Genomic DNA, 23,518 nt, shown 5'->3' on the forward strand with positions numbered 1-23,518 from the left:
TCCTCAAAATTGGTATGAATTTGCCGCTATCAGGCAAGGCTTCGCCTCACGCAGCGGCTCTCGGCTTTAGCGTGTGATGTGTTTTACAACTGGTTTGGACTCAGTCGGCAAGCATGCTGATGCGCAATAATCGGCTCATCAGTAACCGATCGAGAACAAGAAACGGATGTCAGACCTCTTGCGGGCCCACCGCCTCCTTGAAGAGTTCACGCGTGGCACGAACATTTTCGGCAAGGCTGTGACCTTCGCGGAATATGGCGCTGGTGCCTCCGATGAATCTGGTAGCTCCTCTGCGTACACATTCAGGAATGGTTTGGCGGCCGATGTTCCCATCCACCTCAATGGGGATATTCATGCCTCGTCTGCGGATTCGATCGGCCAAATCACTGATTTTGCCGTACATGGGTTCGATGAATCGCTGCCCTGCGAAGCCGGGATTGACCGTCATCAGAATCACATAATCCGTGACGTCGTATATGTAGTCCAACACGTCCAGCGGCGTAGCCGGGCTGATGGCTACTCCCGCCTTGAGGCCTGCCTTATGGATTGCCGTCAGAGTCCCCTGCAGGTTTCTGGTGGACTCTGCATGAATGGCGATTCCGGAAGCCCCGGCCAGAGCGAACATGTCAATATAGCGTTCGGGCCGCTCCACCATCATGTGCAGGTCCAACGGCTTGTCGGTAATGGCCCGCACCCTGTGTACGAAGTCGGGACCAAGGGTGAAATTCGGAACGAACGATCCGTCCATCACATCGATATGGTAGAAATCAACGCCCGCCGCATCAAGCTCCCTGACATCACGTTCCAGGTTGCCCAGATCGGCGCACATGAGCGATGGCCCTATTTCCAGCATTACATCTCCTATTTACACGCCCCTTGTCTGTGAGCTGTCACGAATGACAAGGTGCGGTTCGATTGAACGTTTCTGCGGCTTCCCCTTGGTGGACACGGTGCTTTCAAACAGATCCATGATCTGCTCGCCTATATCCTCGGGAAGCTGATTGACCGTGCTTAGACGTGGCACGGAATATTCAGCCAGTTCGATGTCGTCATAGCCAAAGACCCGCATGTCCTCAGGTATCCGGATTCCCAGGTCGGCACAGGCCCTCATGGCTCCGATGGCCATAATGTCATCAGAGCAGAAGATGCCATCCACGGACCCTGGGTGATCCTCAAGGAAACCCTTTGCCGCCTGGTATCCTCCGGCCAGGGAGAAGGAAGTCGTCAGTTTGACAACCGGCTTCACCCCTGCCTCGGTGATCGCCTTCAGGTACCCGGCATACCGATCCTCAGAACTTTTCTCCTGCTCAGGTCCTGATATGAACATGAGATGACTGCAGGAACCCTGTTGGATCAGATACCTGGTGGCCTTGTACCCTCCCGCTCGGTGATCCACATATAAGGCCGAATACGGATGGGAGAAGCATGCCCGATCCATCGTGAGCGTGTAGATACCCTGGTTATTGAGCTTGGTCAGGTCTTCTTCATTAACGAACAAGGAGCTGATGATGGCCCCGCGGACTCGGATGCCCTCCATAAACCGCAGATAATAATCGACCTTATCGCGTTCATCCTTGCTGTTGCATAGATATATATGGAGTCCTCGCCGGTCTGCGGCCTGTTCTATCCTCCCTGATAAATCAGCAAAGTAGGGATTGCCCAGGTCGGGAACCAAGAGAGCGACCAAATCCGATGACTGCTCGGACAGGGTCCTTGCCACGAAGTTCGGCTGATATCCAAGCTTTTTGACTATGGCGTTGACCTTGCTTACCGTCGCATCGCTGGCCCCTCCTTTCTTGTTGAGAATGCGCGACACGGTTGCTGTGGAAACACCGCTCAGCTCCGCAATATCCCTAATCGTCACCATCAGTCGATCCTTATATCTTTGCGATGGAGGGCCCTGCATGGGATGGATTCCCTGGGCCTAACCGGTTACTTCAGGTTAAACCGGAGACGTGATTTCAGCGAGGTTTCCAGGACTTCTATAGACTCGAGGCATCACCCCCGACTCCAGCTCTGTCCGGCTCATCCGCGCGCTTGCCGACAGGGGGTAGAGAAGAAGATGATGGAGACTCAAGGTCTGAGGCAACTCCACCTTGTGCGGAAACTGAACCAGCCCCGGGGGCGGCATCGAGCTGGTCAACAGCAACCGAACCGACGCTGATTCCTGCTGCCGACTCCCTGCGAAGCCTTCTGACATACCAGGCGAAAAGCCCGATATAAGCCAACAAGGCCAGCAGAGCCAAGCCGATGGTTTTCAAGTCGAGGGTCCGAACCGCATTGCCTATCAGCATGGCCAGCATCTTCTCCAGCGGATCAGAGTCCACGGCCGAAAACATCTCGTTCTTGCCCAGTCCGGCGGGGAAGACTCCCATAGCCTTCGAAGTCTGGGTCAGGAAGGGCGAAATCAGACTTGCGGCCCAAAGGAAGAGGGGAATCATAATGGTCCCTATCAGGGTCATTCTCACCACCTTGCCCCTGGCTCCTATGAGGAGTGAGGGCGCCAGCACGGTGAGGATGATCCCTCCGAGGGGGAGCACTGAATTGCCGGGAAGAATCATGGCGATCAGCAACAGGATGGGCGCAAGGATGTTGGCCACAGCCCAGAGCTCAGCCCGGGAGGCCAGAATGGGCCAATCAATGGCGATATACAGCTTGCGCCCCTTCATGCGACGCTCCATGAAAGAGGTGACACCCTCAGATAGGGGACCAATAGCGGGAGCGAACCAGTCGCCCACAACTCCGAAAAGCTCCAGGCAGACACCGGAGGAGAATGCCAGCGCACAGATATGGGCAGCATCCTGGCGACCCAGAAGACCCACAAAGACGCCCAAATATGCGCCTATGGCCCCCTTGCTTCCCAGAAATCCGATCTTCTTGTTCAAAGTCTCGGCATCAAAATCGAACCGATCGATGAAAGGCAGGACCTTACTGATCAGACGGTCGAGGAGGACAACCACTGGAGTGACGAGCAAGGCAGGGTGAGCCGTGGTGGTGATGTTGTCCTGATCGTAGCCAAGCAGATCATCGATGGTGGGCTTCATGGCATCAGCATTGAAGAGCATCAAGGCATAAATGAAGACCACGAAAACGGACATGAGGAAGAAGTTTCCGCCGGCGCTCCAGTTGATGAGAAGGCCAAGTATGGATACATTCCAAATGTTGAACAGATCGACGTTCAGGGTGTTGGTGAGCTTCAAAGCCAGCATGACCAGATTGGTCACAATGCAGATAAGAGCGAAATAGAGCGTATACAACGAACTCCAGGTAATGACGGCGATGGGCGCCCAACCCAGATCCGTGACCGACAGCTGAAGGCCGGTATAACGCACAAAGGCCTTGAGAGCCGGACTGAAGGTGTTGGTCAGCAGCCCAATGACCGCACTCATGCCGGTCAGGGCCATGGCCATTCTCAAACCGCCCTCAAATGCCTTGGACAGCTTGACACCGAAAGCCAGCGACAACAGGGTGATGATGAAGAACATCATGGCTGCGCCGCCCAGGCCTATGAACCAATTGAAACCGTGGTCCAGTGCCTGCACAACTGAATCGAGATTCATGGTGCTGCGATACCTCCTTGTACGACACGATTGCGTAACCGGTTACTCAAAGTCTTATACCATTTGCCGCGATCGCGCAAGCAGCCACAAGGCAAAAACGTCAATCACAAGAGACTAGAAAGTTGATTCTTCGCTGTTATAACAGCGTTTTTGGATACCAAGAAAATCGCAACACCATTTGGACGGACAGCCTATTCCGCCTTTGACATCCTTATATATCCCACTAGATTACGAAACCGATTACTCATTGACGATAAATAATTGATCTCCTGACTGTGAGCAAACCGACCCAGACCCGCAGGTCCCCGCGGAAGTTCAAGCCGTAGAATGTATATGAATAATTGACGCATCGTATAATCGCGTGCATCACGATTCCATCATTGATGACGAGCGGAGGCCACATGGACGAGGTCGGTTGGCAGGACAGCAAGCAGAAAGAGCCTCAACAGTCCTACATGCAACCGGACGGCAGCTTCGACACCCAAGCCTTCCTGGATGGACTGGATGCCATCTTCAACGCCGGCAAGGCCCGCGACGAGGCCGAGCCATACCTGCAGCAGGCGCTGGTGGATGCGGAAAATGCGGGTGATGACGCCGGACTGCTGACCGTGCTCAACGAAACCATGGGCTTCTACCGGTCCCAGGGGCGCCACCAGGAGAACATGTGGATGATCCAGCGTGCCATCGAACTGGCCTCACGCATGCGCATCGAGGGGTCCGAGGCCTGGACGACCACGCTGATCAATGCAGCCACAGGTCTACGGGCAGCCAAGAAGTACGACCAGGCTGAGGATCTCTACCGGCAGGCACTTGCCTCTGCAGCCAAAACCCTCGGGCCCAAGGACCGGCGGCTGGCTGCCCTGCACAACAACCTGTCCATGCTCTACAGCGAAACCGACCGGCCCGACCAGGCCGAACAGGAGTTGCGCCAGGCCATGGACATCCTTGAGAATTCCAGTACCGATCCTTCCCGGGACCTGGATCTGGCCACCACACACACCAACCTGGCCCTTATGCTCATGCAGCGCAACGACAATCCGCAGACCCTGCAGGAGGCCTGGGACCAGGCCCGCACCGCCCTGGGCATCTATCGAACCGGCCACCTGGAAAACAGTGCGCACTACGCCTCGGCCCTGGCAGGCTTTGCCCAGGTCTGCTACATGACCGGTCGCTTCGGTCAATCGGCAGACACCTATCGCAAGGCCCTCGCCATCATTGAGGACCGGTATGGCAGGGGCAGCGACTACTACCAGATCACCAAGGCCAATCTGGACCAGGCCCAGACCGCCGCCGAAGAAGCCGGGGACAAGGGCCAATCCGATCAGGCTGACGAAGCATCATCCAGCCAGCCGAAGACCAGAAATCAGAACGATGACAACGATCGGCACGACCTTCGCCCCGATATTCAAGGTCTGGACCTGGCCAAGGCCTACTGGGAGCAGGTGGGCCGTCCCATGCTGGAGGAACGCTACCCTCAATATCGCAGCCGGATTGCCGTGGGCTTGATGGGCCATGGCTCGGACTGCTACGGCTTTGACGATGCCATATCCCGGGACCACGATTTTGGCCCCGGCTTCTGCCTGTGGCTGACCAGCGAGGATTACCAGGCCATCGGCGACCAGCTGCAGAAGGACTATGAGGCCCTGCCTACTGAGTTCATGGGGTTCGGTTCGCGGACCGACAGCGTCAGAGCCAAGGGGGCTAACCGACGCGTTGGCGTCTTTGAAATCGGCGCCTTCTTCGAATCTCTGACCGGCTACCGGCAGGCGCCCCCGGAAGATCACCCCCACGAATGGCTGCTCCTGGACGAGGCCACGCTGGCAGCAGCCACCAATGGCAAGATTTTCGCGGATCCTCTGGGACAGATGCTGGCCACCCGGCAGGGGTTCAAGGCCATGCCCGACGATGTGCGCCTCTGTCTGATCTCCCGTCGCCTGGGCATGATCGCCCAGGCTGGCCAGTATAACCTGCCGCGGAGTCTACAGCGGGGCGATGGTGCTGCGGCTATGCTGTCAATCAACGAATTCATCAAAGCCTGCGCCTCCCTGATCTTCCTGATCAACAATCCGCTTACCGTCGGGTATCTTCCCTATTACAAGTGGACCTTCGCGGCCCTTCGGCGACTGAGCGGAAGAATGGCCACCAGGCTGGCCGACCTGACCGAGCAACTGGAAGACATTCTGCGCCTGGCCTCGGCTGCCTGCTACGGAGGGCAAGGCTTCGGCGAAGGCGGCAAGGGAGCCCGACCGGCCGCTGAACGCGTCAGCAAACTTGTAGAGTCAATCTGCGCCGGAATCGTAGAAGAGTTGCAAGCGGAGGGCTTAACCAACAGCCCCGAGACCTTCCTGGAGTGGCAGCGCCCCTATGTCGAGGCCCACATCTCCAGCGACGATCCGGTTCTGCACAGCATCTGAAAGGAGCCAAAGATGGCTAACGACGAGCAATGTCAGGATGAGGAATCCCTGCGCGAGCGGATCGTCCGCCACGAATGGGAGCAGTTCCAGCAGGTCAACAACGAGGGTGGTCCGGCCAACTGTCAGGGCAACTGGCCCATGTTCCACCAGATGCGCCTGAGCCAGTTTCTGACCTGGCCACACCCCCTGCTGACCAGCTATGCGGACGACCTGGATCAGGCCGACAAGGTGGGACGCAACCTGCTGACCGAGAAATATGGGCGGATGATGGAGTCCACAGCCCCGGACCAGTACCACAGCAGCATCGCCCCCTACCTGCCCAGGCTGGGTCTGGATCGCCAGGAGCGGCAGGAGCGCATCATCGACAGACAGGTGGCCTGGGCCAAGGACTTCCGCGAGCGCTACCCCCGTCTAGGTCAGGAGATGCGGGTCCTGCGCACCAGCGAGGACACGCCGGAGGCCACCTCCTTCGAGACCTATCTGCGTGGCGAACTGGGCACCTACTCGGCCCGAACACTGGATCTTTACCAGTCCATGGTGGACCAAATCGAGGCCAAGGGCGGCAATCTTACCGAGGAAACCATCTTGGCCACGGTGCAGTTGAACGGCTTTGAGACCCTGGACGAAGCCGAACAGGCTCAGGATAAATCACCTGAACCACAATCATGAGGTCCATCTGACCAACCAGTCGAGCGGTCAGGTAGAGTTGACGGGTGCAAAAGCTGAAACGGGCGGGCTTTACCGCCGCCTCCTTTGTGGTCATCCTGCTGGTCATGCTCCTTTTGGGCCAAGCCATGACGCCGGACTGGCAGGTGGAACCCTACCGCGACCATCTGCAGGTCTCGACCCGCTCCACTGCCGTCGCCTCGAGGCTGGGTCCCACTACCCCTGAGGGCACCCACCCAGTCATGGAGCGGAAGATCAGCATCACTCTGGATGGCGGAGTTCATATCCAGGCCATCGTCAGAGAGCCAAGCGACCGTAAGGGCACTGGACCAGCCTGCCTGTTCATCCATGGCGCCGGAACGGGCAAATCCTCCGAAGTATACGGCGACTTGGCTTCAGCCATGGCCTCGGCCGGCATCACCACCCTGGTGCCCGACAAGCGTTTGGACACCTACACCACCTTCCACCGCGACTATCAGGCCATGGCCGCTGACTATGGACGATCCCTTGACCGCCTGCGCTCCTGGCCGGGCGTGGATCCGACCAAAGTAGGCCTGTACGCCGAGTCCGAGGGCACCTGGATATCGTCCATCATGACCGCCAAGGACCCCAGCATCGCCTTCTCCATCCTCACTTCGCCTCCCGTCTACCCGGGACGACAGCAGATGGCCATGGCGGCCACCAGCTACTTGGATCTGATTGGCGCACCTAAGGGAATCCGCAACGTGATACCCCGGCTCATGGGCATGGACCTGTCCCTGCTGGGCCTGGAGTACGCCGACTTCCCCTCCCTGCCCTATCTGGACCAGCTGCGGATGCCAGTCATGATCAACTTCGGCACCAAGGATGTCTCCATGCCAGTCGAGCAGGGGGCGCGCGAGATCATCCGCAGAACTCATGCAAACGGCAACGACAACGTGACCCTGCGCTACTACCCCACCAACCATCAGATCCGCACCGGCAGTCGACTGGCCAAGGCCGGGTTACCCCTGGAACCCAGATATACCCATAATCTGGAAGACTGGATCAACGCCGTGGCACTGGGCACCCAAGCCAACCAGTGGTCAACTCCTATGATTGCCGGCAGCCAGCCCCATCAGCTCAATCAAGTGCCCGAGCACACGAATACAGGGTTGATACCTTCGCTCACCGCCCTTCTGGTGCTGATGGTCTGTGGCCCCATTCTGCTGGCTGCCGCCCTGGTCTCTGCCCTGATTGGAGCCTTGAGCTCACATCTGCGGGCTCGAGGCAAAGACCGCAGACAGTCAGGCTTCAGCAAAGGCCTGACCGGACGGCTCTGGTCGTTAGGCTTGTTAGCCGCAGGACTTATGGCTGCCCTGCTGGCCTATGCCTTTACTGTGGTCCGCAAGGCGCTTGGCCTCATGCATCTGTCCTCGATGATGGCATCATGCTGGTCCCTGTTGTCCGTTCTGTGTCTGGTATTCATCCTGCTCTTGGCGAGCACTCTGACCTCTGTCTTCAACCGAGCTGACGGCAAGCCGGCTGTTGCCGGGGCTGGCCACTGGCTGACCCTGACCCTGATCCTGCTGGGGTCTCTGGCCATTCTTGGCAGCCTGATCTTCTGGAATATCCTGGTCTTTTGAGATAGAGCGGGTGCGCCTTGCCGATGCCAGCCAGGCTAATACAGACGCGCCAATCAGCACTACGCCCATGCCGGCAAAAATCAATGGAATAACCCGCTGCCAGGGTACGACTATGGTCAGATCCGTACCGTAACGCAGAAAGACCAATCCTAGAGCCAACATGGTCAGAGCCAAAAGTCCAACCAGGGCGCCAAAAATGATGGTAGGCAGGCTGGGCCCGCTAGGACGGACCGGCTCCGGCGGCTGCATCCGAACCTGGTAAATCGGGGGTGGGGATTCAACCGGCATGGCCTTGGTGATGCGTTCCTGACGATCCATCGGCTGGTCTCCTTCTGGTTGCTGCGTATCAGTCATCTTCCTGATCCTCCCCAAACTGCCATGGATTGTAGCTGTAATCCCAATAATCATTGATCAAGCCGCTGTAGAGCTGCGCCCGCTTCGGCTGGGTAGCACTCCCCCGGGCTTGCACGGTGACCCGTGCACCGGCCATGAGATTGGCTTCGACGATCAATTCGGGTTCGTCGGGCATATGCCACTGATCCTCCTTGGACGCTCGCAGGGCTTCCTCCCAATCGCGTCGTTCAGCCGATGACGACGTATTGCCCCACCACATCCAGTTTCCTTGTTCCGTCTCGGTTATCCAGTCAGCCGCCCCTGATCCCAAGACCCTGTAGAGGTCGGCGTGTTCCCTATAGGACAAACTGCATCCCTTAGGTATGAGCAGGCGAACGTCAGCATAGGCCACAGCCAGGCGGACGGTGCCCGTCGGGCAGCCTGAGACTGTACTCACCGCATCATCCATAATCTGAACATGATGGGTGCCGTGTTTCTGCTCATAACCAGTCAGGTCAATGACGGCACTTCCCTGATCGTGTTGGTCTCCGACAAGCTTGATACCGCGGCGATAACGCCTCATGTCTGCACTGTCCGCCCCCAACAAACGCCCATGGTTATTGCCGTTAACCTGAACTGTGGCGTAGTCGGCCAAGACCCTGCGGTTCTGGGTCTGCTCAATGCCTGGTACGGCCGAACCGGTAGCCAGAATCAGGACAACCAGGCAGGCCATCAAGGCAATGGGGGTCAACCCTCCAGACCTGCGGCCCATCAAGCCCAGGACCAGTATGACCACGCCAAGTGCCAGCGTGACGCCTCCAGCCCAGATCAGAGCATAGGTCAAGGCAGCATTCAATCCGCGATAGGGGTTCGTGGCCATCCACCAGACCCCTGCTCCGGAGACCAGGATCAGTCCTGACAGAAGACTGACCAGCACAGGTCCAGCGGGGCGACGTCGTAGCCGGGGCGGAACCGACGGAACCTTAGGGGCTATTCCCGGCCCTGTCGAGAATGATCCCCCTGTACCATAGCCCGGCCAGGCACCGAATCCATATGACTGATTCGTGTTCCCAGCAGGTTCTGCAGGGCCTTCTGCCCCCGCCCAGCCTCCGGGAGCTGCACCAGCGATGGGATTGCCCCCATCTTGAGTATTATTCGAATCGCTGCCAGCGTTGGCCGAATCCTCTGTCTCAGAGATGGGTCCAAGAGAGGTTACCTCCCCTTGTTGCCCCAAAGTTCCATACGAATCGGAATGCTCCGGCTGGTCCTTGAATCCTTCCGAGCTCGCATTACTTGCCGTCTGTGCATCGCTTCGCGTCCCTGTGTAATCCTGGTATCCCTCATACCCCGAAAAGCTTGGGTACTCAGGCTGATTCGAATACCACTGCGAACCTGTGCCACTCGGCCGTTCCGAATACTGCGGTCCCATCACCCAAGGATCGCCCGAAACCGGCCTGCCGGCATCCGGCCCAGCCCAGTACCCTCTTTGGTACTCCAGGGCCTTGTTGCGGCTCCACCGGATGAGCAGGTACAGGATCAACGCACCCAAAGCCAGGGAAAAGATTCCGACTCCAGGAATCAGGATTGCCAGCAGCCAATAAATGATGATGCCCACCATGGAAGCGTGCCAAATCCCGTGAATCAGCTCCTGGGCAATGATGACCCCACGCCGGTCCGGCAAGACGAACCAGGCAAAACCGTAGAAGGCAGCACCGGTGCCGAAGAAAAAGACCGCCAAAATCATCAGCGCTCTGACCAGGGTCACGCTCCAGCCCAGCCGACGGGCCAAGGCTACGCAGACGCCACCGATCCATCCCTGGTCACGAATCAGATAGGACTCCCTGCAGGCACGGAAGAACCTGTCGGACTTCCACTGCCAGCCGTTCTCAGGGCCATTGCCGTTCATCTCACCATTCATGTCTTCATTACAACACCCAGCGAGCGTGAATCTTATGGGGGAACACCCTGATTCAACCCTGATTTCTTCCCCTTACTGCCTTATCGGCACCGTCCGAAAACGATAATGGAAGCATGAACGCAACCATGCAGGAACAGCAAACGCTGAAGGAACCGCCTCCTCTGCACCCTGCGCGCATGCCCCTGATGAGGCCGCACAAGGGCAGGATCCTGTGCGGAGTCTGCAAGGGCGTCAGTTTGCACCTGGGTATCCCCGTCTTCTGGATACGCCTGGTCATGGTTCTCCTGGCTCCCAAAATGATCACCTGCGTGGTCTACTGCTTTCTTTGGTTGACACTTCCCCAGGGCGATCCCACCCAGGCAGTCCAACCGCATGATCCGCGGTCAGCCCCGCTGGCGCCCAGCATCCTTACTGGGCAACCAGGTCAGAAGGAGGATCACAGCATCACCCCCGGGCGGGTAACCAGACTGCTGGCAGGTCTGGGCATCATCCTCCTGCTGACCGCGGTCATTCTGCTCAGCAGCGGTATGCGCCCCGCCTTTGTCGTCCCCTGCCTGCTTTTCTGCGCTGGACTGGTCCTGGCCTGGCTGAGGCCGGAGAACCAAGGAACCGGCTACCACCTGCCGGCCCTGATCGGAAGCCTGGCCCTGATCCTGTCGGCTGCGGTAATCTTCCTGCTGTCCACCCAGGAATTGCATTGGGCCCTGACCTTGATAGTCCTGGCCGGCCTGCTTCTTGTAGGCGTAACCGCAGTGGTCGTGCCCTGGGTCGGCTCAATCATTAGCCAGCTGGGCGATGAACGCGCCATGAAGGAACGCGAGGAGGAGCGGGCCGATATGGCAGCCCATCTGCACGATGGCGTTCTGCAGACCCTGGCCCTGATTCAGCTGCATGCCGACGACCCACATACCGTCTTCACCCTGGCCCGATCCCAGGAGCGCGATCTGCGCAACTGGCTCTATCAGGAACGCACCCCTTCAGACCGGTCCGTCAGCACCGGACTGAGCCAGATAGCCGCACAGGTGGAGGACGATTCAGGCAAGCCAATCGAGGTGGTCACCGTGGGCGACGCCATGCCCTGCGCCCAGACCGATGCCCTGCTCAACGCGGCCCGGCAAGCCCTGGTCAATGCCGTCACCCACGGCGGTGAACCCATCTCCGTATATTGCGAGGCCCGCAGGAATCAGGTTGAGGTCTACGTGCGCGACCACGGTTCGGGCTTTGATATGGATGCGATTCCAGCTGACCGTATGGGAATACGCGAGTCCATTATCGGCCGGATTCGTCGGCGGGGCGGCAGGGTCGAAATCGTCTCCCGCCCTGATTGGGGCACCGAGGTCAGGATGCACATGCCGCTGTCCGAGGCCAGCCAGCATCAGGAGGGCAAGGTCGGTCAGGCCGAAAAAGGGACCGATGCCCAGCAATGATAGGATGCATGGTGAACCATTCATTCACAGACGCATGCCGGTCCGATCCCATTCACACTTGAGGACCCTGCGTCGGGAAAGGCGGGCTGAACCACGCCCATGACCACGACTGCAGCAGAGCCCCATCAAGCCCAGGATGGGTCCGCAAACATTCGCGTAGCCGTCGTCGACGACCATGAGATGTTCCGCACCGGCGTCATCACCACCCTGCAGCCGCATTTTCACATCGTGGGTCAGGCGGCGGATGTGGAGTCCTCCATCCTCATGGTCAGGCAGACCCGTCCCGACGTGGTTCTGCTGGATGTGCACGTGCCCGGCGGCCAGGGCGGCGGAGGTGCCGAAATTCTGAGCCGTTCCCATCCCCTCTCCCCCCAGTCGGTCTTTCTGGCCCTTTCCGTATCCGACTCACCCAGGGACGTGGGTTCGGTCATCCGTGCCGGAGCCCGTGGTTACGTGACCAAGACCATCTCCGCCAAAGATCTGGTCTCTTCAATCCGCCAGGTGCACGAAGGGTACGCCGTCTTCTCGCCCAAGCTGGCCGGATTCGTGCTCTCCGCCTTCCAGGAGGACGAGGTCGCAGATGCCGGCCTGGCAGAAGACGACGAACTGGACCGGCTCTCCGCGCGCGAACAGGAGGTCATGCGCCTGATCGCCCGGGGCTACACCTACCGCGAGGTGGCCTCCGAGCTGTTCATCTCCATAAAGACGGTTGAGACCCACGTCTCCAACGTCCTGCGCAAACTTCAGCTGTCCAACCGGACCGAACTGACCCGCTGGGCCGCAGACCGCCGCATCGTCTGAAAGTCCGCTCAGCAGACGATGCCGCGCTGACGAAGGAGCTGACGCAGACCGCGGATATCATCGGCAACAATCCCATCCATGCCCAGTCGGTCAGTCACAGCAACATGCTCAGGATCCGCATCAACGAAGATCGTATGCCCGGGGCTGATGGCAAAGCGGCGCAGGGCCAGACGATAGAAGAGCGGATCGGAAAGGTCCATATGCTCCTCGGATGAGATCAGTACACCTTTCAGCGCAGAGAGCGGTGAAAGGACCTCGGATGCCGCTTCGATCAGCTGACGGGTCGTTGCCGCCAGGCCCCATAGGGTCAGGCCTGCCCGCCGCAGATCCTCCAACAGCTCCGACGCCCCGGGAAGCAGGCCCTTCACTGCCAGGGTGTAGTTTTCCAGACAGACGCGGACCACCCAGGCGACCGCAGGCCCGTGAGTGGTTTCATAGTCGGCCAGTGCCTGTTGCGGATCCACGCCCAGATTGATCTGCCTGCTGACACAGGCGAAACCCCAAGGGTCCTCCGGGTCCAGCACCATATCGATCACCCCGTCAGGGTACTGCCCGACCAGGGCTCTGCGCGGATCCCAATCCACCAAGGTCCCGGGCAACGCGAAGATGATGCTGCCGCCGGGGGCCGCAGGATCGGGGCGGTCATCGCTGAACCTGTCGTTGCCGGAGAAATCATAACCAGACATGTCACTCGAGATGTCTTGACCCGATTCCTTCCGGAACTCCTGATGCTGCCTTGCCATGCCCCCAGACTAGGCATCCGAACCTACAACGTGGTCAATCACCAGGCGAAGGTCATGCATGGATATATTGAAGCCAGCCATGGTCTAATCTTATGTTTTGCAACCTGCCCTGGGCGGAAGTCCCGCCCGGTACGAAAGGAGCCGTCATGCGTCGGCTGCTGCTCACATCCTCATTCTCCGCTACCGCTGACAGGTTGCCCGCCTTCCTTGAGGACTCGCCCAAGAATCGTACGGTGGCCTTCATTCCCACGGCCAACCTCCCACAGCGTTCGGATGGTTATGTCCAAGAAGCTCGCAAGGCATTCACTGACATGGGCTGCAGGATCGACGACCTGGAAGTCTCGACCGCCGATCTGGAGACCATACGCCGAAGCCTGGAGGAGGACGACCTAATCTACCTGTCCGGCGGTAACACCTTCTTCCTGCTGCAGGAGCTGCGTCGCTCAGGCGCTGCGGATCTGATCAGACAGCAGGTGAATCAGGGCAAACCCTACATCGGCGAATCGGCTGGCGCTGTGGTGACCGGTCCCGATATCGGCTTCCTGGATGCCATGGATCCGCGCTCGGCCGCCCCGGATCTGGACACCACCGCCGGACTGGGTCTGGTGGGCTTCCGCATCCTCCCCCACCTGGATTCCGAGCCCTTCGCCGAGGTAACCAGGAAAATTATGGACCGCTACAACGATGATGGACCCATGGTGGCCATCAGCAACAGCCAGGCCGTGGCAGTCCACGGGCAGTGCCTGACCATCCTTTAGAGAAAACACCAGTTGGAAAAGCACCCCTCAGCGACAGAGGCCTTCCATGACCTGACGGGCCTGGTCCAGGCGATCACCCGGACAGAGCAGGATGACACCGTCTCCTGCGAGCAGTCGCAGATCACCAGCGGGAATCAGCCGATGCTCGCCCCTGCGCAGACCGACAACGGCGCATCCGTGCGGCCAGGGAACCTGTCCCAGCAGACGACCAGCCGCCGGGCTGCCATGCTCTATGGGAAACTCGACAGTCACCCTGTCAGGGGCCTGGTCATCGGGAGCATGCCCTCGACGGTAACGCTCCAGAAGAGCCTCGTAAATAGGCTCGACATGCAACAAATCGGACACCATCAGAGCAGTAAAAGCGCACAGGGCCACGGGGAGCATGTGAACCAAGGAGCCAGACATCTCCACTGTCAGCAGGATGGAGGTTATGGGGGCCTTGACCGAGGCCGTCAGGGTGCCAGCCATGGCACAGACCGCGCAGACCGGAATGATTCGAACGGGCATTCCCAGGGCGGCCGCACCCATCCCGCACAGGGACCCGGTCAGCGTACCGACAGCCAGAATGGGCATGAAGATGCCACCAGGGGCGCCACTGCCGAAGGAAGTGGCCGTAAAGAGCATCTTGACCAGGAGCAGGACCAGCAGGTTGACGGCCACCGACCAAGCCACCTCGCGAACGCCTTCCGCCTTGCCGATCAGGTCCTCGCCGCCACCCAGGACGGCAGGCAGCATCAATCCGACCGGCAGGGCCAGGAAGAGGGAGATCACCGGCCCCAGTTTCGAGGACAGATGGCTGTAAAGGCTCTGTGCACCCAGCAACAGACGGTTCATGGCAGCTCCCACCAGGCCGGCCACCAACCCAAGGGGGATCATCAGCAGATACTGGGCGATGGTCAGCTGGGGCATAGCGGTGAAGTCCAGGACCGGGCGCAGGCCGAAGCGGTTCTTGGCGATGAAATCAGCACTCAGGCAGGCCATGGCCGCCGAAAGAAGAATCATGGGAGAAAAAGACCTGTGGATCTCCTCCAGGGCGAAGACCATCCCCGACAGGGGCGCGTTGAATGCCGCAGACAGACCGGCAGCCGCGCCAGAGGTAACCAGGCAGGTCTCCTCCACACGGTCTCGGCGCAATCCTCGGGAAACTAGCTGGGAACCGGCCGCGCCGATCTCCACCGAGGGCCCTTCGCGTCCCAGAGACAGGCCGAACATGCCGCAGGCCAGACCGCCCAGGAACCGTACGCCCAGCACAGGCAGGGCAGGCATGCGCATGCCGTGGATGACCACTCCCTCCACCTGCGGAATGCCGGAGCCCGAGGCCATAGGAACCCGGCGGACCATCCAGGCCAAGGCCAGTCCTACCAGCAGGGCGGCCAGCAGCCAAGGAAGAATCATCAGGGTCTGGTCACGCATCTGCGCGTAGGCCCATCGAGCGAACCTTGTGCCATAACCGATGCCCTGCCGGTAGAGCACCACCAGTACTCCCACCAGCAGTCCGCAACAGGCGGCCCTGAACGCCACCAGCCACCGGCTGGCTCGACCCGATCTGGTCGCCTGCAGCTGGTCGGAAGGATGGGTCTGATCCATCTCATCTGCCGATGGCCCTTTTCTCCAAGACAGATTCAGCCTCACCGGCCTGCTCCTTCCCTCCTTCGCGCACAACGGTTTCCAGCATCCCCCAAGGCAGAGACCAGGAGCAATGGCTGAGTCGACGACTTCAGCTCTCAGAGAGTATGAACACCCGGGATACCAGCTTCCGAACAAGATCCGGCAGGCAGGAGCCGGGCAAGCAGACGGACACATCGTCAGAGCCCAACGGCAGTGCTGTCTGTTCGTCTGTTGCCGTCAGATTACCGTCCAGGACGACGGTGTCCACCTGGCCGCGATGGCCCACAAGATCAAGCAGCGAGACCCGACCCGGCACCGTATCCAGACACTGGCGCAGGGTGGCAGCCGAGGCCATGTGCAGCCTCCGGCATCCGACCACTTCTCGCACCTGGCGCAGATCAGGCCGCTCTATGCCCTTGGCCACCAGAAGTATCAGCAGACCTCCAGCATCCTCCAGCAGCAGGAACTTGGAGAGGTTTTCTATAGAAATCCCCAGCAGGTCAGCAATGCCCAGCTCCATGCCCTGGTCAATGGTGTCCAAGGGCGGGTGTTGAGCGACTCGCCAATTTGTTCTCAAACCATCCAGAAGCTCTCGCACCGGCTGGGGAACCATCCTGTCCCCCGAGCCTAATGATCCCTTATCCATACCGGCTGAGGCGTCAAGCTCTGCTCTGGCTGCAGGATCGGTGCTGCCATTGCCTGGTCTCATGGACGCCTCGTCAGTCGTTAGCCACCTCTGAGTCGGGCTTCAGCTCCTTCTCCTTCTGGCCTATCCGCTTCCTGTCTATGCGGTAGTAAGCATTGAAGAGACCGCCGGAGGTCAGTAGAACGATCAGAAGGACCAGCAGCCATATGTTCTCTTTGGCCTCGTATGTCTCAAGCAATTCATAAGAGGAGGAGATCATCTTCAACCAACCTGCAACTGACACGAAGTACCAGGCAGTCGCCTGGTCAAGGAAGCTCAGCGCCCGTCGCCGTTCTGATCGGGTCCTGGTGGCCTGACGGAGAATTTCGTGCCCGCGTTTGCGCTCCAAGTGGATCTTGACGATGGGGGCCAGCCACCACCAGGGCGAGACCTCATCCCAATTCTTGCTGAGCTGATCAAAGTCGTCCAGGAGCTCCTGATATTCCTGCAGCTCCATCAGCCCCTGGAAGAGTGGGAATGTGAAAAGCAACCAATCCCCGATCAGAGAGACAATGGCGATGAATTGATCCACGACCCGACCTTTCCCTTGCAGAGTCGGCACCCAAGGGTCGGCTCGCGTGATTAAGCATGGCTACCATCCATCATTGTAGACACCAGGTTCCAGCCCAAACCGCTCTGCAATCGCTGACCTCAGGACTGCAAGCATAGGATTCCAGCAAATACAAAAATGCCCCGGATATGGCTCCGGGGCATCGACCAAGCGGACAGGGCGGGATTCGAACCCGCGGTGGCTTGCGCCACAACGGTTTTCAAGACCGTCTCTTTCGGCCGCTCAGACACCTGTCCAAAAGACGTGCCAATCAGACACGTCACTCATCATACGACATCAAGGTTGGTCCAACCACCAACGGAATGTCGGTTGCTTCCAACAGAAGCGGCTCAGGCCTCCCAGGTCTTGGGCTCGATGACCTCCTTGCCGCCCACATAGGAGCGCATGGCTTCAGGGATGACGATAGAGCCGTCGGCGTTCTGATGGTTCTCCAGGATGGCGACCAACCAGCGGGTGGTGGCCAGGGTCCCGTTCAGGGTGCTGACAGGACGCGTAGAGCCGTCCTCCAGCCGCTCGCGCTCGTTGAGACGGCGGGCCTGGTACTCGGTGCAGTTGGAGGTTGACGTCAGCTCGCGGTAGCGACCCTGGGTGGGCACCCAGGCCTCGCAGTCGAACTTGCGCGCAGCCGAGGATCCCAGGTCTCCTGCAGCGGTGTCAATGATCCGATAGGGCACGTCCACCTTGGCCAGCATCTCCTGCTCCATGGCCAGCAGCTGCTGGTGCTGGTCGCGGGAATCCTCCTGCTTGCAGTAGACGAACATCTCCACCTTGTCGAACTGGTGGACGCGGATGATGCCCATGGTGTCCTTGCCGGCGGAGCCGGCCTCTCGCCTGTAGCAGCTGGACCAGCCGCAGTAGCGCAGCGGACCCTTGCTCAGGTCCAGAATCTCGTCCTCGTGCATGCCGGCCAGGGAGACCTCGGAGGTGCCCACCAGATACTGGTCGTCGGGCTCACGCAGGCGATAGATCTCGTCGGCATGGGCATTCAGGAAGCCGGTGCCGGCCATGACCTCAGGCCGGACCAAGGTGGGCGTAATGGTAGGAATGAATCCATGCTCCATGGCCTGGTCCACGGCCATGGTCAGCATGGCGATCTCCAGCCGGGCCACATCCCCGCGCAGGAAGTAGAAGCGGGATCCGGAAACCTTGACGCCCCTGCGCATATCGATGCCGGCCACGCCCACGCCCAGGTCCAGGTGGTTCTTGGGTTCGAAGCCCTCCTTGGCGAAGTCGCGCGGAGTGCCGATCTTCTTGACCACCACGTAGTCGTCCTCGCCACCCTCGGGAGCCTCGGGCTCCACTACGTTGCTGAACTTCCACATCAAATCGGTGTACTTGGCGTTGGCCTCGTCTGAGGTTGCCTTGCTGGCGTTCACCTTGTCCGACAGGCTCTTGGTCCGGGCCAGAAGGTCGGCTTTCTCATCAGGAGAGGCCGAGCCCATGCGCTTACCGAGCGACTTCTGCTCGGCCCTGTAGCTCTCGTAATCCTTGAGCGCAGCCCTGCGCTCGCTGTCCGCCTTCAGCACTTCGTCGACGAGTTCGACCGATTCGCCGCGTTTGCGCTGTGATTCACGGACAACATCCGGATGTTCCTGAATGAACCTGATATCTAACATATCTGAATTCTATGACTTTCAGGGGACACGAAAACCGGCCCCGCACACCTCTTTCCGAGCCTTATGACCTCTGCCGCAACCGGCCTGGCCACCGCGGACCAGTCAGGAAGAGCAACCACGGCGAGAAGGCGAGCGGGGGAGCCATCCGTCCCTTATATATGCGCCTGCCCCGCATCACTTGCCAAATACAGTCCTGCGGAACCGTTTGCCGGTGGGAGTGCCCGCCAGCCCGCCGATGCCGGTCTCCCTCAGTGATGAGGGCATGCTCTCGCCTATGGACTTCATGGCTGCGATGACCTCATCGGGCGGAATCCTGCTGACGCCGCCCGATAAGGCGATGTCAGCAGCAATCAAAGCGTTGGCGGTTCCGATGGCGTTGCGATTTACGCAAGGCACCTCCACCAGGCCAGCCACGGGATCGCAGACAAGGCCCAGCAGATTGCTCATGGCTATGGCAAAAGCCTGGGCGCAGGCATCAGGATCGCCCCCTGCGCCCTCAACCGCTGCAGCGGCAGCCATGCCGGATGCGCTGCCCACCTCGGCCTGACAGCCGCCTGTAGCTCCGGAGATCATCGCCTTGTTGGCCGTAACCAGTCCAAAAGCCCCTGCAGTGAACAGGCAGCGGATCAGCCCATCGTCATCCAGCCCCAGTCGGTTCCTGAGCACGGTGAGCACTCCGGGCAGGGTCCCGGAGGAGCCGGCAGTAGGCGTCGCGCAGATGATGCCCATGGCCGCATTGACCTCATTGGTAGCCATAGCGGCCTCAACGGCCTGCAGGATGGCATCGCCGCTCAGGCTGGTTCGTGTCTTCCGGTAATGCTCCAGCAGGGCCGCCTGACCACCACTCAGCCCAGTCTTGGAGAACACGCCATCGCCCTGGGATCCCCTGGCCACGGCGGCCTGCATGACATGCAGGTTCTTGGCCATTCTTGCCCAGATATGTTCACGGGTCTGATGCGAACGCCGCACCTCCTCGTCGATGGCCACCTCAGATATCGACGAGCCGCGCTCTTCGGCCATACTCACAAGTTCAGCGATTGAAGTGAACATGCGCCATGCCTCCTAGTCGATATAAATCATCCGGGACGAGTGACCCGCGATTTGCTTCTGCTGTTGCGCGGACAGCGGATTGTCCAAATCAAACTCGTACACCGCCATGCCAGCCGGACCATGGGGTTCATACCTGGTCTGCTTGGTCACGCCCTCCTCCCGAAGCAGATCGCGTATGCGCTCCAATCGCCGACCGGCATCGTTTGCGGATTCATCCAGTTCCACCAGCAGAATGGGTAGAAGCCCTGGAGGAGTGATCAGGCAGCCGTCCAAGTTGATACGCCGCACTTCAATGGTCCCGCCCCCGATGGAACAAGCCGCATAGATCACCCGCCCGGCTGGTCCCTGGAGGTCCAGGACGGCGGTGTTCGGGTGGTCGATGGGGCTGGGTTCGTCCTCCTCATGGAAGGTCAGCTCCATGCCCTGCCTGCGGGCGATGCCAATGGCATCAGGCACCCGGGGGTCGTCCGGGGCAAAACCCAGCAGGCCGCTGATGATGGCATAGTCGGTACCGTGGCCGCTGTGCGTGCGGGCGAAAGAGTCATAATAATGAATATCAGCACGGCTCGGAACACCTCCGGCAAGGATGTGCCCAACCCGGCCGATGGCCACGGCCCCAGCTGTGTGCGAACTGGAGGGTCCAATCATGATGGGACCTATGATGTCGAACACGCTCTTGTACTTGTCCATGACTGCCTCCTCTCCCCATACCCCCTGGCTTTCCCAGACTTCCCGCGTACGAAGCCGTTGCAGCTCTAGACCGAGGGGACCACATGGACCGAGTGCAATCATAACTTTGCGGTTTTCATAACTCAATCAGCTCATACTGTCAGCGTGATTGCTGTAGAGGGTTCGTTCACGTCGGACACACCCAGAGATATCGGGTCGGCACGGCGCGCAAAATAGAGTCATGCCAATTCCAGCGGTCGTCATCCTCGCCATCCTGGCAGCGGCGGCCATTGTCGTCACTGCGGTGGTGCTGATCGTCCGCGCCCAAAGACGGCATAAGTTCGCCATGCAAATCCTGGCCCGGGACGACGACCAGCTCAGCTACGCTTTCGTTATCAACCCCTCCAAACCCCAGGCCGCCGCCGCCCGCGAGCGCATCCAGCAATACTGCCGGGACAAGGGCATCCGCGAATTCAGCTTCATCGAAACCCAGCTGGATCGGGACGGGAAAGCCTGTGCCCGCATGGCACTGGAGCGTGGGGCCAACGTAGTCGTTGCCGTGGGCGGGGACGGGACCGTGCGCACCGTAGCCAGCGCCATGGCTTCCAGCGACCATGTCATGGGCATCATCCCAATCGGGACCGGAAACCTCTTCGCACGGAACATGGGCATTCCCGTAGGCGATCTGGACGCTGCCCTGGCCGTGGCCACCTCGCACGGGTCCACCCAGGTGGATGTGGGTCGCATGGCCCTGCTCGATGCAGACGGTCAGGAGCAAGGCCATGGTCACGCCTTCCTGATCATTGCCGGCATCGGTTTCGACGCCCTGATGATCGATGACACCGACCCCAACCTGAAGAAGACCGTCAGCTGGCTTGCTTATTTCATCAGCGGCGCCAAGCATCTGTTCGCACCCAAGTACACCGCCGACATCGCCATCACCCGGCCCGACCAAGTCACGCAGACCAATACCTCAGTGACCTTCCGCACCTTCATGGCCGGCAACTGCGGGGAGATTCCAGGATTTTCCCTGATGCCCGACGCCTCCTACGATGACGGCATCCTGGACTTCGAGATCATCGACACCTCCGCCGGCCTGATCGGCTGGGCCAACCTCTTCGGCGATGTTATGCATCAGACCATCACCCGCAAGTCCAGCCAGAGCCCCCTGTCGACCAACTCCACCATCGTCCAGCTGCAGGGGACCAAGGCGGAGATCCGCTTGGAGAAGCCCGCTCTGGCCCAGGTGGACGGCGATATTCTGGGCGAGACCCGCCACATCGCACTCAGCGTGGAACGCCAGGCCCTGGACGTGCGGGTGCCCCAGTCTGACTAAGGCCTTCTGAATTAGACCCAAGGAGCCTGTTGCGCATCTGTCCGCTTTCTCATGCCGGGGTGGCATGATGGGAGCCATGACAGCACAGAATGCGGGCAAGCCTGCCAGCCCCGAAGATCTGATCAACGTCGACGATCTGATCGGCAGGTACTACGATCTCGTCCCCGACCCTTCCATCCCCTCCCAGCGGGTGTCCTTCGGCACCTCCGGGCATCGTGGCTCCGCCCTGACCACATCCTTCAACGAGGCCCACATTGTGGCCATCAGCCAGGCAATAGCCGAACAGCGGGCCAAGGACGGAGTAACCGGTCCGCTCTATCTGGGCCGCGACACCCACGCCCTCTCCCTGCCCGCCTGGAAGACGGCCATCGAGGTCCTGACCGCGAACGGAGTACGGGTGCGCATTGATGCCAATGATGACTACACTCCCACTCCAACCGTCTCCCAGGCCATCCTGACACACAACCGGGCAGCCGACGGCACACAGCGCTTCTCCGGCAAGGACCTGGCCGACGGCATCGTGGTCACCCCCTCCCACAACCCGCCCACTGATGGCGGATTCAAGTATGACCCGCCCACAGGCGGTCCGGCTCCGGCCGAAACCACCAACGCAGTCGCCCAACGGGCCAACGAGCTTCTGGGCGACTACAGACAGGTCAGGCGGATTCCCTTCGAGGATGCCATCAAATCCGACCTGGTGGAGCGCTTCGACTACCGGGAGCACTACGTGGCCGATCTGGGCAATGTCATCGACTTTGATCTGATCAGATCCTCCGGGGTCCGTCTGGGCATTGACCCGCTGGGCGGCGCCTCGGTCAACTACTGGCCGCTGATCAATGAAAAGTACGGCCTGAACATTGGCGTCGTCAACCCTGAGGTGGATCCGACCTGGCGGTTCATGACCATCGACCACGATGGGAAGATCCGCATGGATCCCAGCTCCCCATATGCAATGAAGGGTCTGGTGGATCGCCTCAACGCCGGGGCCTGGGATTCCTACGACCTGGTGGGCGGCACTGATCCGGATGCCGACCGTCATGGCATCGTCTGCCCGGGGACCGGCGTTATGAACCCCAACCACTACATCGCCGTCTGCGTGGAATACCTCTTCTCGGGCAACCGACCCGGATGGCCCCAGGGTGCCGGTATCGGCAAGACCTTGGTCTCCTCCTCCCTGATCGACCGCGTAGCTGCCTCCATCGGTGCCAGGCTGATCGAGGTGCCTGTGGGCTTCAAGTGGTTCGTTGACCCCCTCTTCAAGGGCGAGGTGGCCTTCGGAGGAGAGGAGAGCTCCGGGATGAGCTTCCTGCGCCGTGACGGCCGTATCTGGACAACCGACAAGGACGGGCTGATTCCCGACCTCCTGGCTGCCGAAATAACAGCCAAGACCGGAAAGAACCCGGCCCAGCTCCACCAGGAGCAGGTGGAGCGCTTCGGCCAAAGCTGGTACAAGCGGGTGGACACCCCGACCACCTTGGAGCAGAAGCAGAAGTTCGCCCGGCTGAACGGCGACGATGTGACGGCCTCCACCCTGGCCGGCGAGCCCATCACTGCCAGGCTGACCGAGGCCCCGGGCAATGGGGCCAAAATCGGAGGCATCAAGGTGACCACCCGGAACAACTGGTTCGCCGCTCGCCCCTCCGGCACCGAGAACATCTACAAGGTCTACGCTGAATCCTTCGTCTCCCCTGAGGCCTTGGACCAGGTTCTGGACGATGCCGACCAGGTGGTCGCCAAGGCCCTGGGCTGAGCTGCAGAC

19 protein-coding genes and 1 tRNA gene are annotated in these 23,518 nt (G+C 60.0%); 8 read left to right on the forward strand and 12 right to left on the reverse strand.

The window, feature by feature from the left end; genetic code table 11:
* Positions 1 to 169 precede the first annotated feature (169 nt).
* From rpe to GKC41_RS01980, 3 genes are all read right to left on the reverse strand, one after another.
* Positions 170 to 853, reverse strand: a complete 684-nt coding sequence (gene rpe / locus GKC41_RS01970) for a ribulose-phosphate 3-epimerase (RefSeq protein WP_154312737.1) — start codon at positions 851 to 853, stop codon at positions 170 to 172.
* Between the two features lie 12 nt (positions 854 to 865).
* Positions 866 to 1,867 carry a LacI family DNA-binding transcriptional regulator gene (locus GKC41_RS01975; protein ID WP_195760119.1) on the reverse strand — a complete coding sequence of 334 codons (1,002 nt, stop codon included), beginning with the start codon at positions 1,865 to 1,867 and terminating at the stop codon, positions 866 to 868.
* A 115-nt stretch (positions 1,868 to 1,982) separates the two neighbouring features.
* Positions 1,983 to 3,560 carry a PTS transporter subunit IIC gene (locus tag GKC41_RS01980; RefSeq protein WP_154312739.1) on the reverse strand — a complete coding sequence of 526 codons (1,578 nt, stop codon included), beginning with the start codon at positions 3,558 to 3,560 and terminating at the stop codon, positions 1,983 to 1,985.
* Positions 3,561 to 3,961: 401 nt separating this feature from the next.
* On the opposite strand from GKC41_RS01980, the gene GKC41_RS01985 reads away from it, so the two are divergent.
* The 3 genes from GKC41_RS01985 to GKC41_RS01995 are packed head-to-tail and all read left to right on the forward strand — an operon-like array spanning position 3,962 to position 8,244.
* Positions 3,962 to 5,974, forward strand: coding sequence for a DUF4037 domain-containing protein (locus tag GKC41_RS01985; protein WP_154312740.1), 2,013 nt, complete (start codon positions 3,962 to 3,964; stop codon positions 5,972 to 5,974).
* Between the two features lie 12 nt (positions 5,975 to 5,986).
* Positions 5,987 to 6,643 carry a DUF4125 family protein gene (locus GKC41_RS01990; RefSeq protein WP_154312741.1) on the forward strand — a complete coding sequence of 219 codons (657 nt, stop codon included), beginning with the start codon at positions 5,987 to 5,989 and terminating at the stop codon, positions 6,641 to 6,643.
* 44 nt (positions 6,644 to 6,687) lie between these two features.
* A complete protein-coding gene (locus GKC41_RS01995; protein ID WP_154312742.1) occupies positions 6,688 to 8,244 on the forward strand; it encodes an alpha/beta hydrolase family protein in 1,557 nt (518 codons plus the stop codon).
* A 346-nt stretch (positions 8,245 to 8,590) separates the two neighbouring features.
* Here the strand turns inward: GKC41_RS01995 and GKC41_RS02000 are convergent, their stop codons facing one another.
* Complete coding sequence (locus tag GKC41_RS02000) at positions 8,591 to 10,495, reverse strand: PspC domain-containing protein (RefSeq protein WP_154312743.1); 1,905 nt, start codon at positions 10,493 to 10,495, stop codon at positions 8,591 to 8,593.
* Positions 10,496 to 10,608: 113 nt separating this feature from the next.
* Here GKC41_RS02000 and GKC41_RS02005 point away from each other — a divergent pair, with 113 nt between their 5' ends.
* Both GKC41_RS02005 and GKC41_RS02010 read left to right on the forward strand, forming a co-directional pair.
* The gene (locus GKC41_RS02005; RefSeq protein ID WP_229281559.1) at positions 10,609 to 11,922 is read left to right on the forward strand and encodes an ATP-binding protein; all 1,314 of its coding nucleotides are present in this window, start codon (positions 10,609 to 10,611) and stop codon (positions 11,920 to 11,922) included.
* 99 nt (positions 11,923 to 12,021) lie between these two features.
* A complete protein-coding gene (locus GKC41_RS02010; RefSeq protein WP_029678028.1) occupies positions 12,022 to 12,723 on the forward strand; it encodes a LuxR C-terminal-related transcriptional regulator in 702 nt (233 codons plus the stop codon).
* Between the two features lie 8 nt (positions 12,724 to 12,731).
* On the opposite strand, the gene GKC41_RS02015 is transcribed toward GKC41_RS02010, so the two are convergent.
* Positions 12,732 to 13,466 (reverse strand): hypothetical protein, encoded by a 735-nt coding sequence (locus GKC41_RS02015; RefSeq protein WP_229281560.1) that lies wholly within the window; start codon positions 13,464 to 13,466, stop codon positions 12,732 to 12,734.
* A 146-nt stretch (positions 13,467 to 13,612) separates the two neighbouring features.
* On the opposite strand from GKC41_RS02015, the gene GKC41_RS02020 reads away from it, so the two are divergent.
* Entirely contained in the window at positions 13,613 to 14,224 is a 612-nt protein-coding gene (locus GKC41_RS02020; RefSeq protein ID WP_154312745.1) for a Type 1 glutamine amidotransferase-like domain-containing protein, read from the forward strand.
* Positions 14,225 to 14,251: 27 nt separating this feature from the next.
* On the opposite strand, the gene GKC41_RS02025 is transcribed toward GKC41_RS02020, so the two are convergent.
* The 7 genes from GKC41_RS02025 to GKC41_RS02055 all read right to left on the reverse strand — a co-directional run bounded on the left by GKC41_RS02025 (position 14,252) and on the right by GKC41_RS02055 (position 20,444).
* Positions 14,252 to 15,811: a ClC family H(+)/Cl(-) exchange transporter gene (locus tag GKC41_RS02025; RefSeq protein WP_154313064.1), complete on the reverse strand. Its 1,560-nt coding sequence runs from the start codon at positions 15,809 to 15,811 to the stop codon at positions 14,252 to 14,254.
* Between the two features lie 130 nt (positions 15,812 to 15,941).
* Entirely contained in the window at positions 15,942 to 16,541 is a 600-nt protein-coding gene (locus GKC41_RS02030; RefSeq protein WP_154312746.1) for a YbaK/EbsC family protein, read from the reverse strand.
* A gap of 10 nt (positions 16,542 to 16,551) precedes the next feature.
* Complete coding sequence (locus GKC41_RS02035; protein ID WP_029678033.1) at positions 16,552 to 17,049, reverse strand: hypothetical protein; 498 nt, start codon at positions 17,047 to 17,049, stop codon at positions 16,552 to 16,554.
* 190 nt (positions 17,050 to 17,239) lie between these two features.
* Positions 17,240 to 17,324: transfer RNA gene (locus tag GKC41_RS02040), tRNA-Ser, on the reverse strand.
* A gap of 93 nt (positions 17,325 to 17,417) precedes the next feature.
* On the reverse strand, positions 17,418 to 18,704 hold the full coding sequence (gene serS / locus GKC41_RS02045) for a serine--tRNA ligase (protein ID WP_154312747.1): 1,287 nt from the start codon (positions 18,702 to 18,704) through the stop codon (positions 17,418 to 17,420).
* Between the two features lie 174 nt (positions 18,705 to 18,878).
* Positions 18,879 to 19,754 (reverse strand): L-serine ammonia-lyase, iron-sulfur-dependent, subunit alpha, encoded by an 876-nt coding sequence (gene sdaAA, locus GKC41_RS02050; RefSeq protein ID WP_154312748.1) that lies wholly within the window; start codon positions 19,752 to 19,754, stop codon positions 18,879 to 18,881.
* Positions 19,755 to 19,766: 12 nt separating this feature from the next.
* Positions 19,767 to 20,444, reverse strand: coding sequence for a serine dehydratase beta chain (locus tag GKC41_RS02055; RefSeq protein WP_154312749.1), 678 nt, complete (start codon positions 20,442 to 20,444; stop codon positions 19,767 to 19,769).
* Between the two features lie 220 nt (positions 20,445 to 20,664).
* Between GKC41_RS02055 and GKC41_RS02060 the strand changes: the two genes are divergently transcribed.
* On the forward strand, positions 20,665 to 21,759 hold the full coding sequence (locus tag GKC41_RS02060; protein WP_154312750.1) for a diacylglycerol/lipid kinase family protein: 1,095 nt from the start codon (positions 20,665 to 20,667) through the stop codon (positions 21,757 to 21,759).
* Between the two features lie 76 nt (positions 21,760 to 21,835).
* Positions 21,836 to 23,509 (forward strand): phosphoglucomutase (alpha-D-glucose-1,6-bisphosphate-dependent), encoded by a 1,674-nt coding sequence (gene pgm / locus GKC41_RS02065; RefSeq protein WP_154312751.1) that lies wholly within the window; start codon positions 21,836 to 21,838, stop codon positions 23,507 to 23,509.
* The last annotated feature ends 9 nt before the right edge of the window (positions 23,510 to 23,518 follow it).

Source organism: Bifidobacterium asteroides, from assembly GCF_009683175.1.
GTDB classification, from domain to species: Bacteria; Actinomycetota; Actinomycetes; order Actinomycetales; family Bifidobacteriaceae; genus Bombiscardovia; species Bombiscardovia asteroides_H.

Coding starts and splice junctions, on each gene's coding strand:
- rpe (WP_154312737.1), bottom strand. CDS start 853: ATGCTGGAAATAGGGCCATCGCTCATGTGCGCCGATCTGGGCAACCTG.
- GKC41_RS01975 (WP_195760119.1), bottom strand. CDS start 1,867: ATGGTGACGATTAGGGATATTGCGGAGCTGAGCGGTGTTTCCACAGCA.
- GKC41_RS01980 (WP_154312739.1), bottom strand. CDS start 3,560: ATGAATCTCGATTCAGTTGTGCAGGCACTGGACCACGGTTTCAATTGG.
- GKC41_RS01985 (WP_154312740.1), top strand. CDS start 3,962: ATGGACGAGGTCGGTTGGCAGGACAGCAAGCAGAAAGAGCCTCAACAG.
- GKC41_RS01990 (WP_154312741.1), top strand. CDS start 5,987: ATGGCTAACGACGAGCAATGTCAGGATGAGGAATCCCTGCGCGAGCGG.
- GKC41_RS02000 (WP_154312743.1), bottom strand. CDS start 10,495: ATGAATGGTGAGATGAACGGCAATGGCCCTGAGAACGGCTGGCAGTGG.
- GKC41_RS02005 (WP_229281559.1), top strand. CDS start 10,609: ATGAACGCAACCATGCAGGAACAGCAAACGCTGAAGGAACCGCCTCCT.
- GKC41_RS02010 (WP_029678028.1), top strand. CDS start 12,022: ATGACCACGACTGCAGCAGAGCCCCATCAAGCCCAGGATGGGTCCGCA.
- GKC41_RS02015 (WP_229281560.1), bottom strand. CDS start 13,466: ATGGCAAGGCAGCATCAGGAGTTCCGGAAGGAATCGGGTCAAGACATC.
- GKC41_RS02020 (WP_154312745.1), top strand. CDS start 13,613: ATGCGTCGGCTGCTGCTCACATCCTCATTCTCCGCTACCGCTGACAGG.
- GKC41_RS02025 (WP_154313064.1), bottom strand. CDS start 15,811: ATGGATCAGACCCATCCTTCCGACCAGCTGCAGGCGACCAGATCGGGT.
- GKC41_RS02030 (WP_154312746.1), bottom strand. CDS start 16,541: ATGAGACCAGGCAATGGCAGCACCGATCCTGCAGCCAGAGCAGAGCTT.
- serS (WP_154312747.1), bottom strand. CDS start 18,704: ATGTTAGATATCAGGTTCATTCAGGAACATCCGGATGTTGTCCGTGAA.
- sdaAA (WP_154312748.1), bottom strand. CDS start 19,754: ATGTTCACTTCAATCGCTGAACTTGTGAGTATGGCCGAAGAGCGCGGC.
- GKC41_RS02055 (WP_154312749.1), bottom strand. CDS start 20,444: ATGGACAAGTACAAGAGCGTGTTCGACATCATAGGTCCCATCATGATT.
- GKC41_RS02060 (WP_154312750.1), top strand. CDS start 20,665: ATGCCAATTCCAGCGGTCGTCATCCTCGCCATCCTGGCAGCGGCGGCC.
- pgm (WP_154312751.1), top strand. CDS start 21,836: ATGACAGCACAGAATGCGGGCAAGCCTGCCAGCCCCGAAGATCTGATC.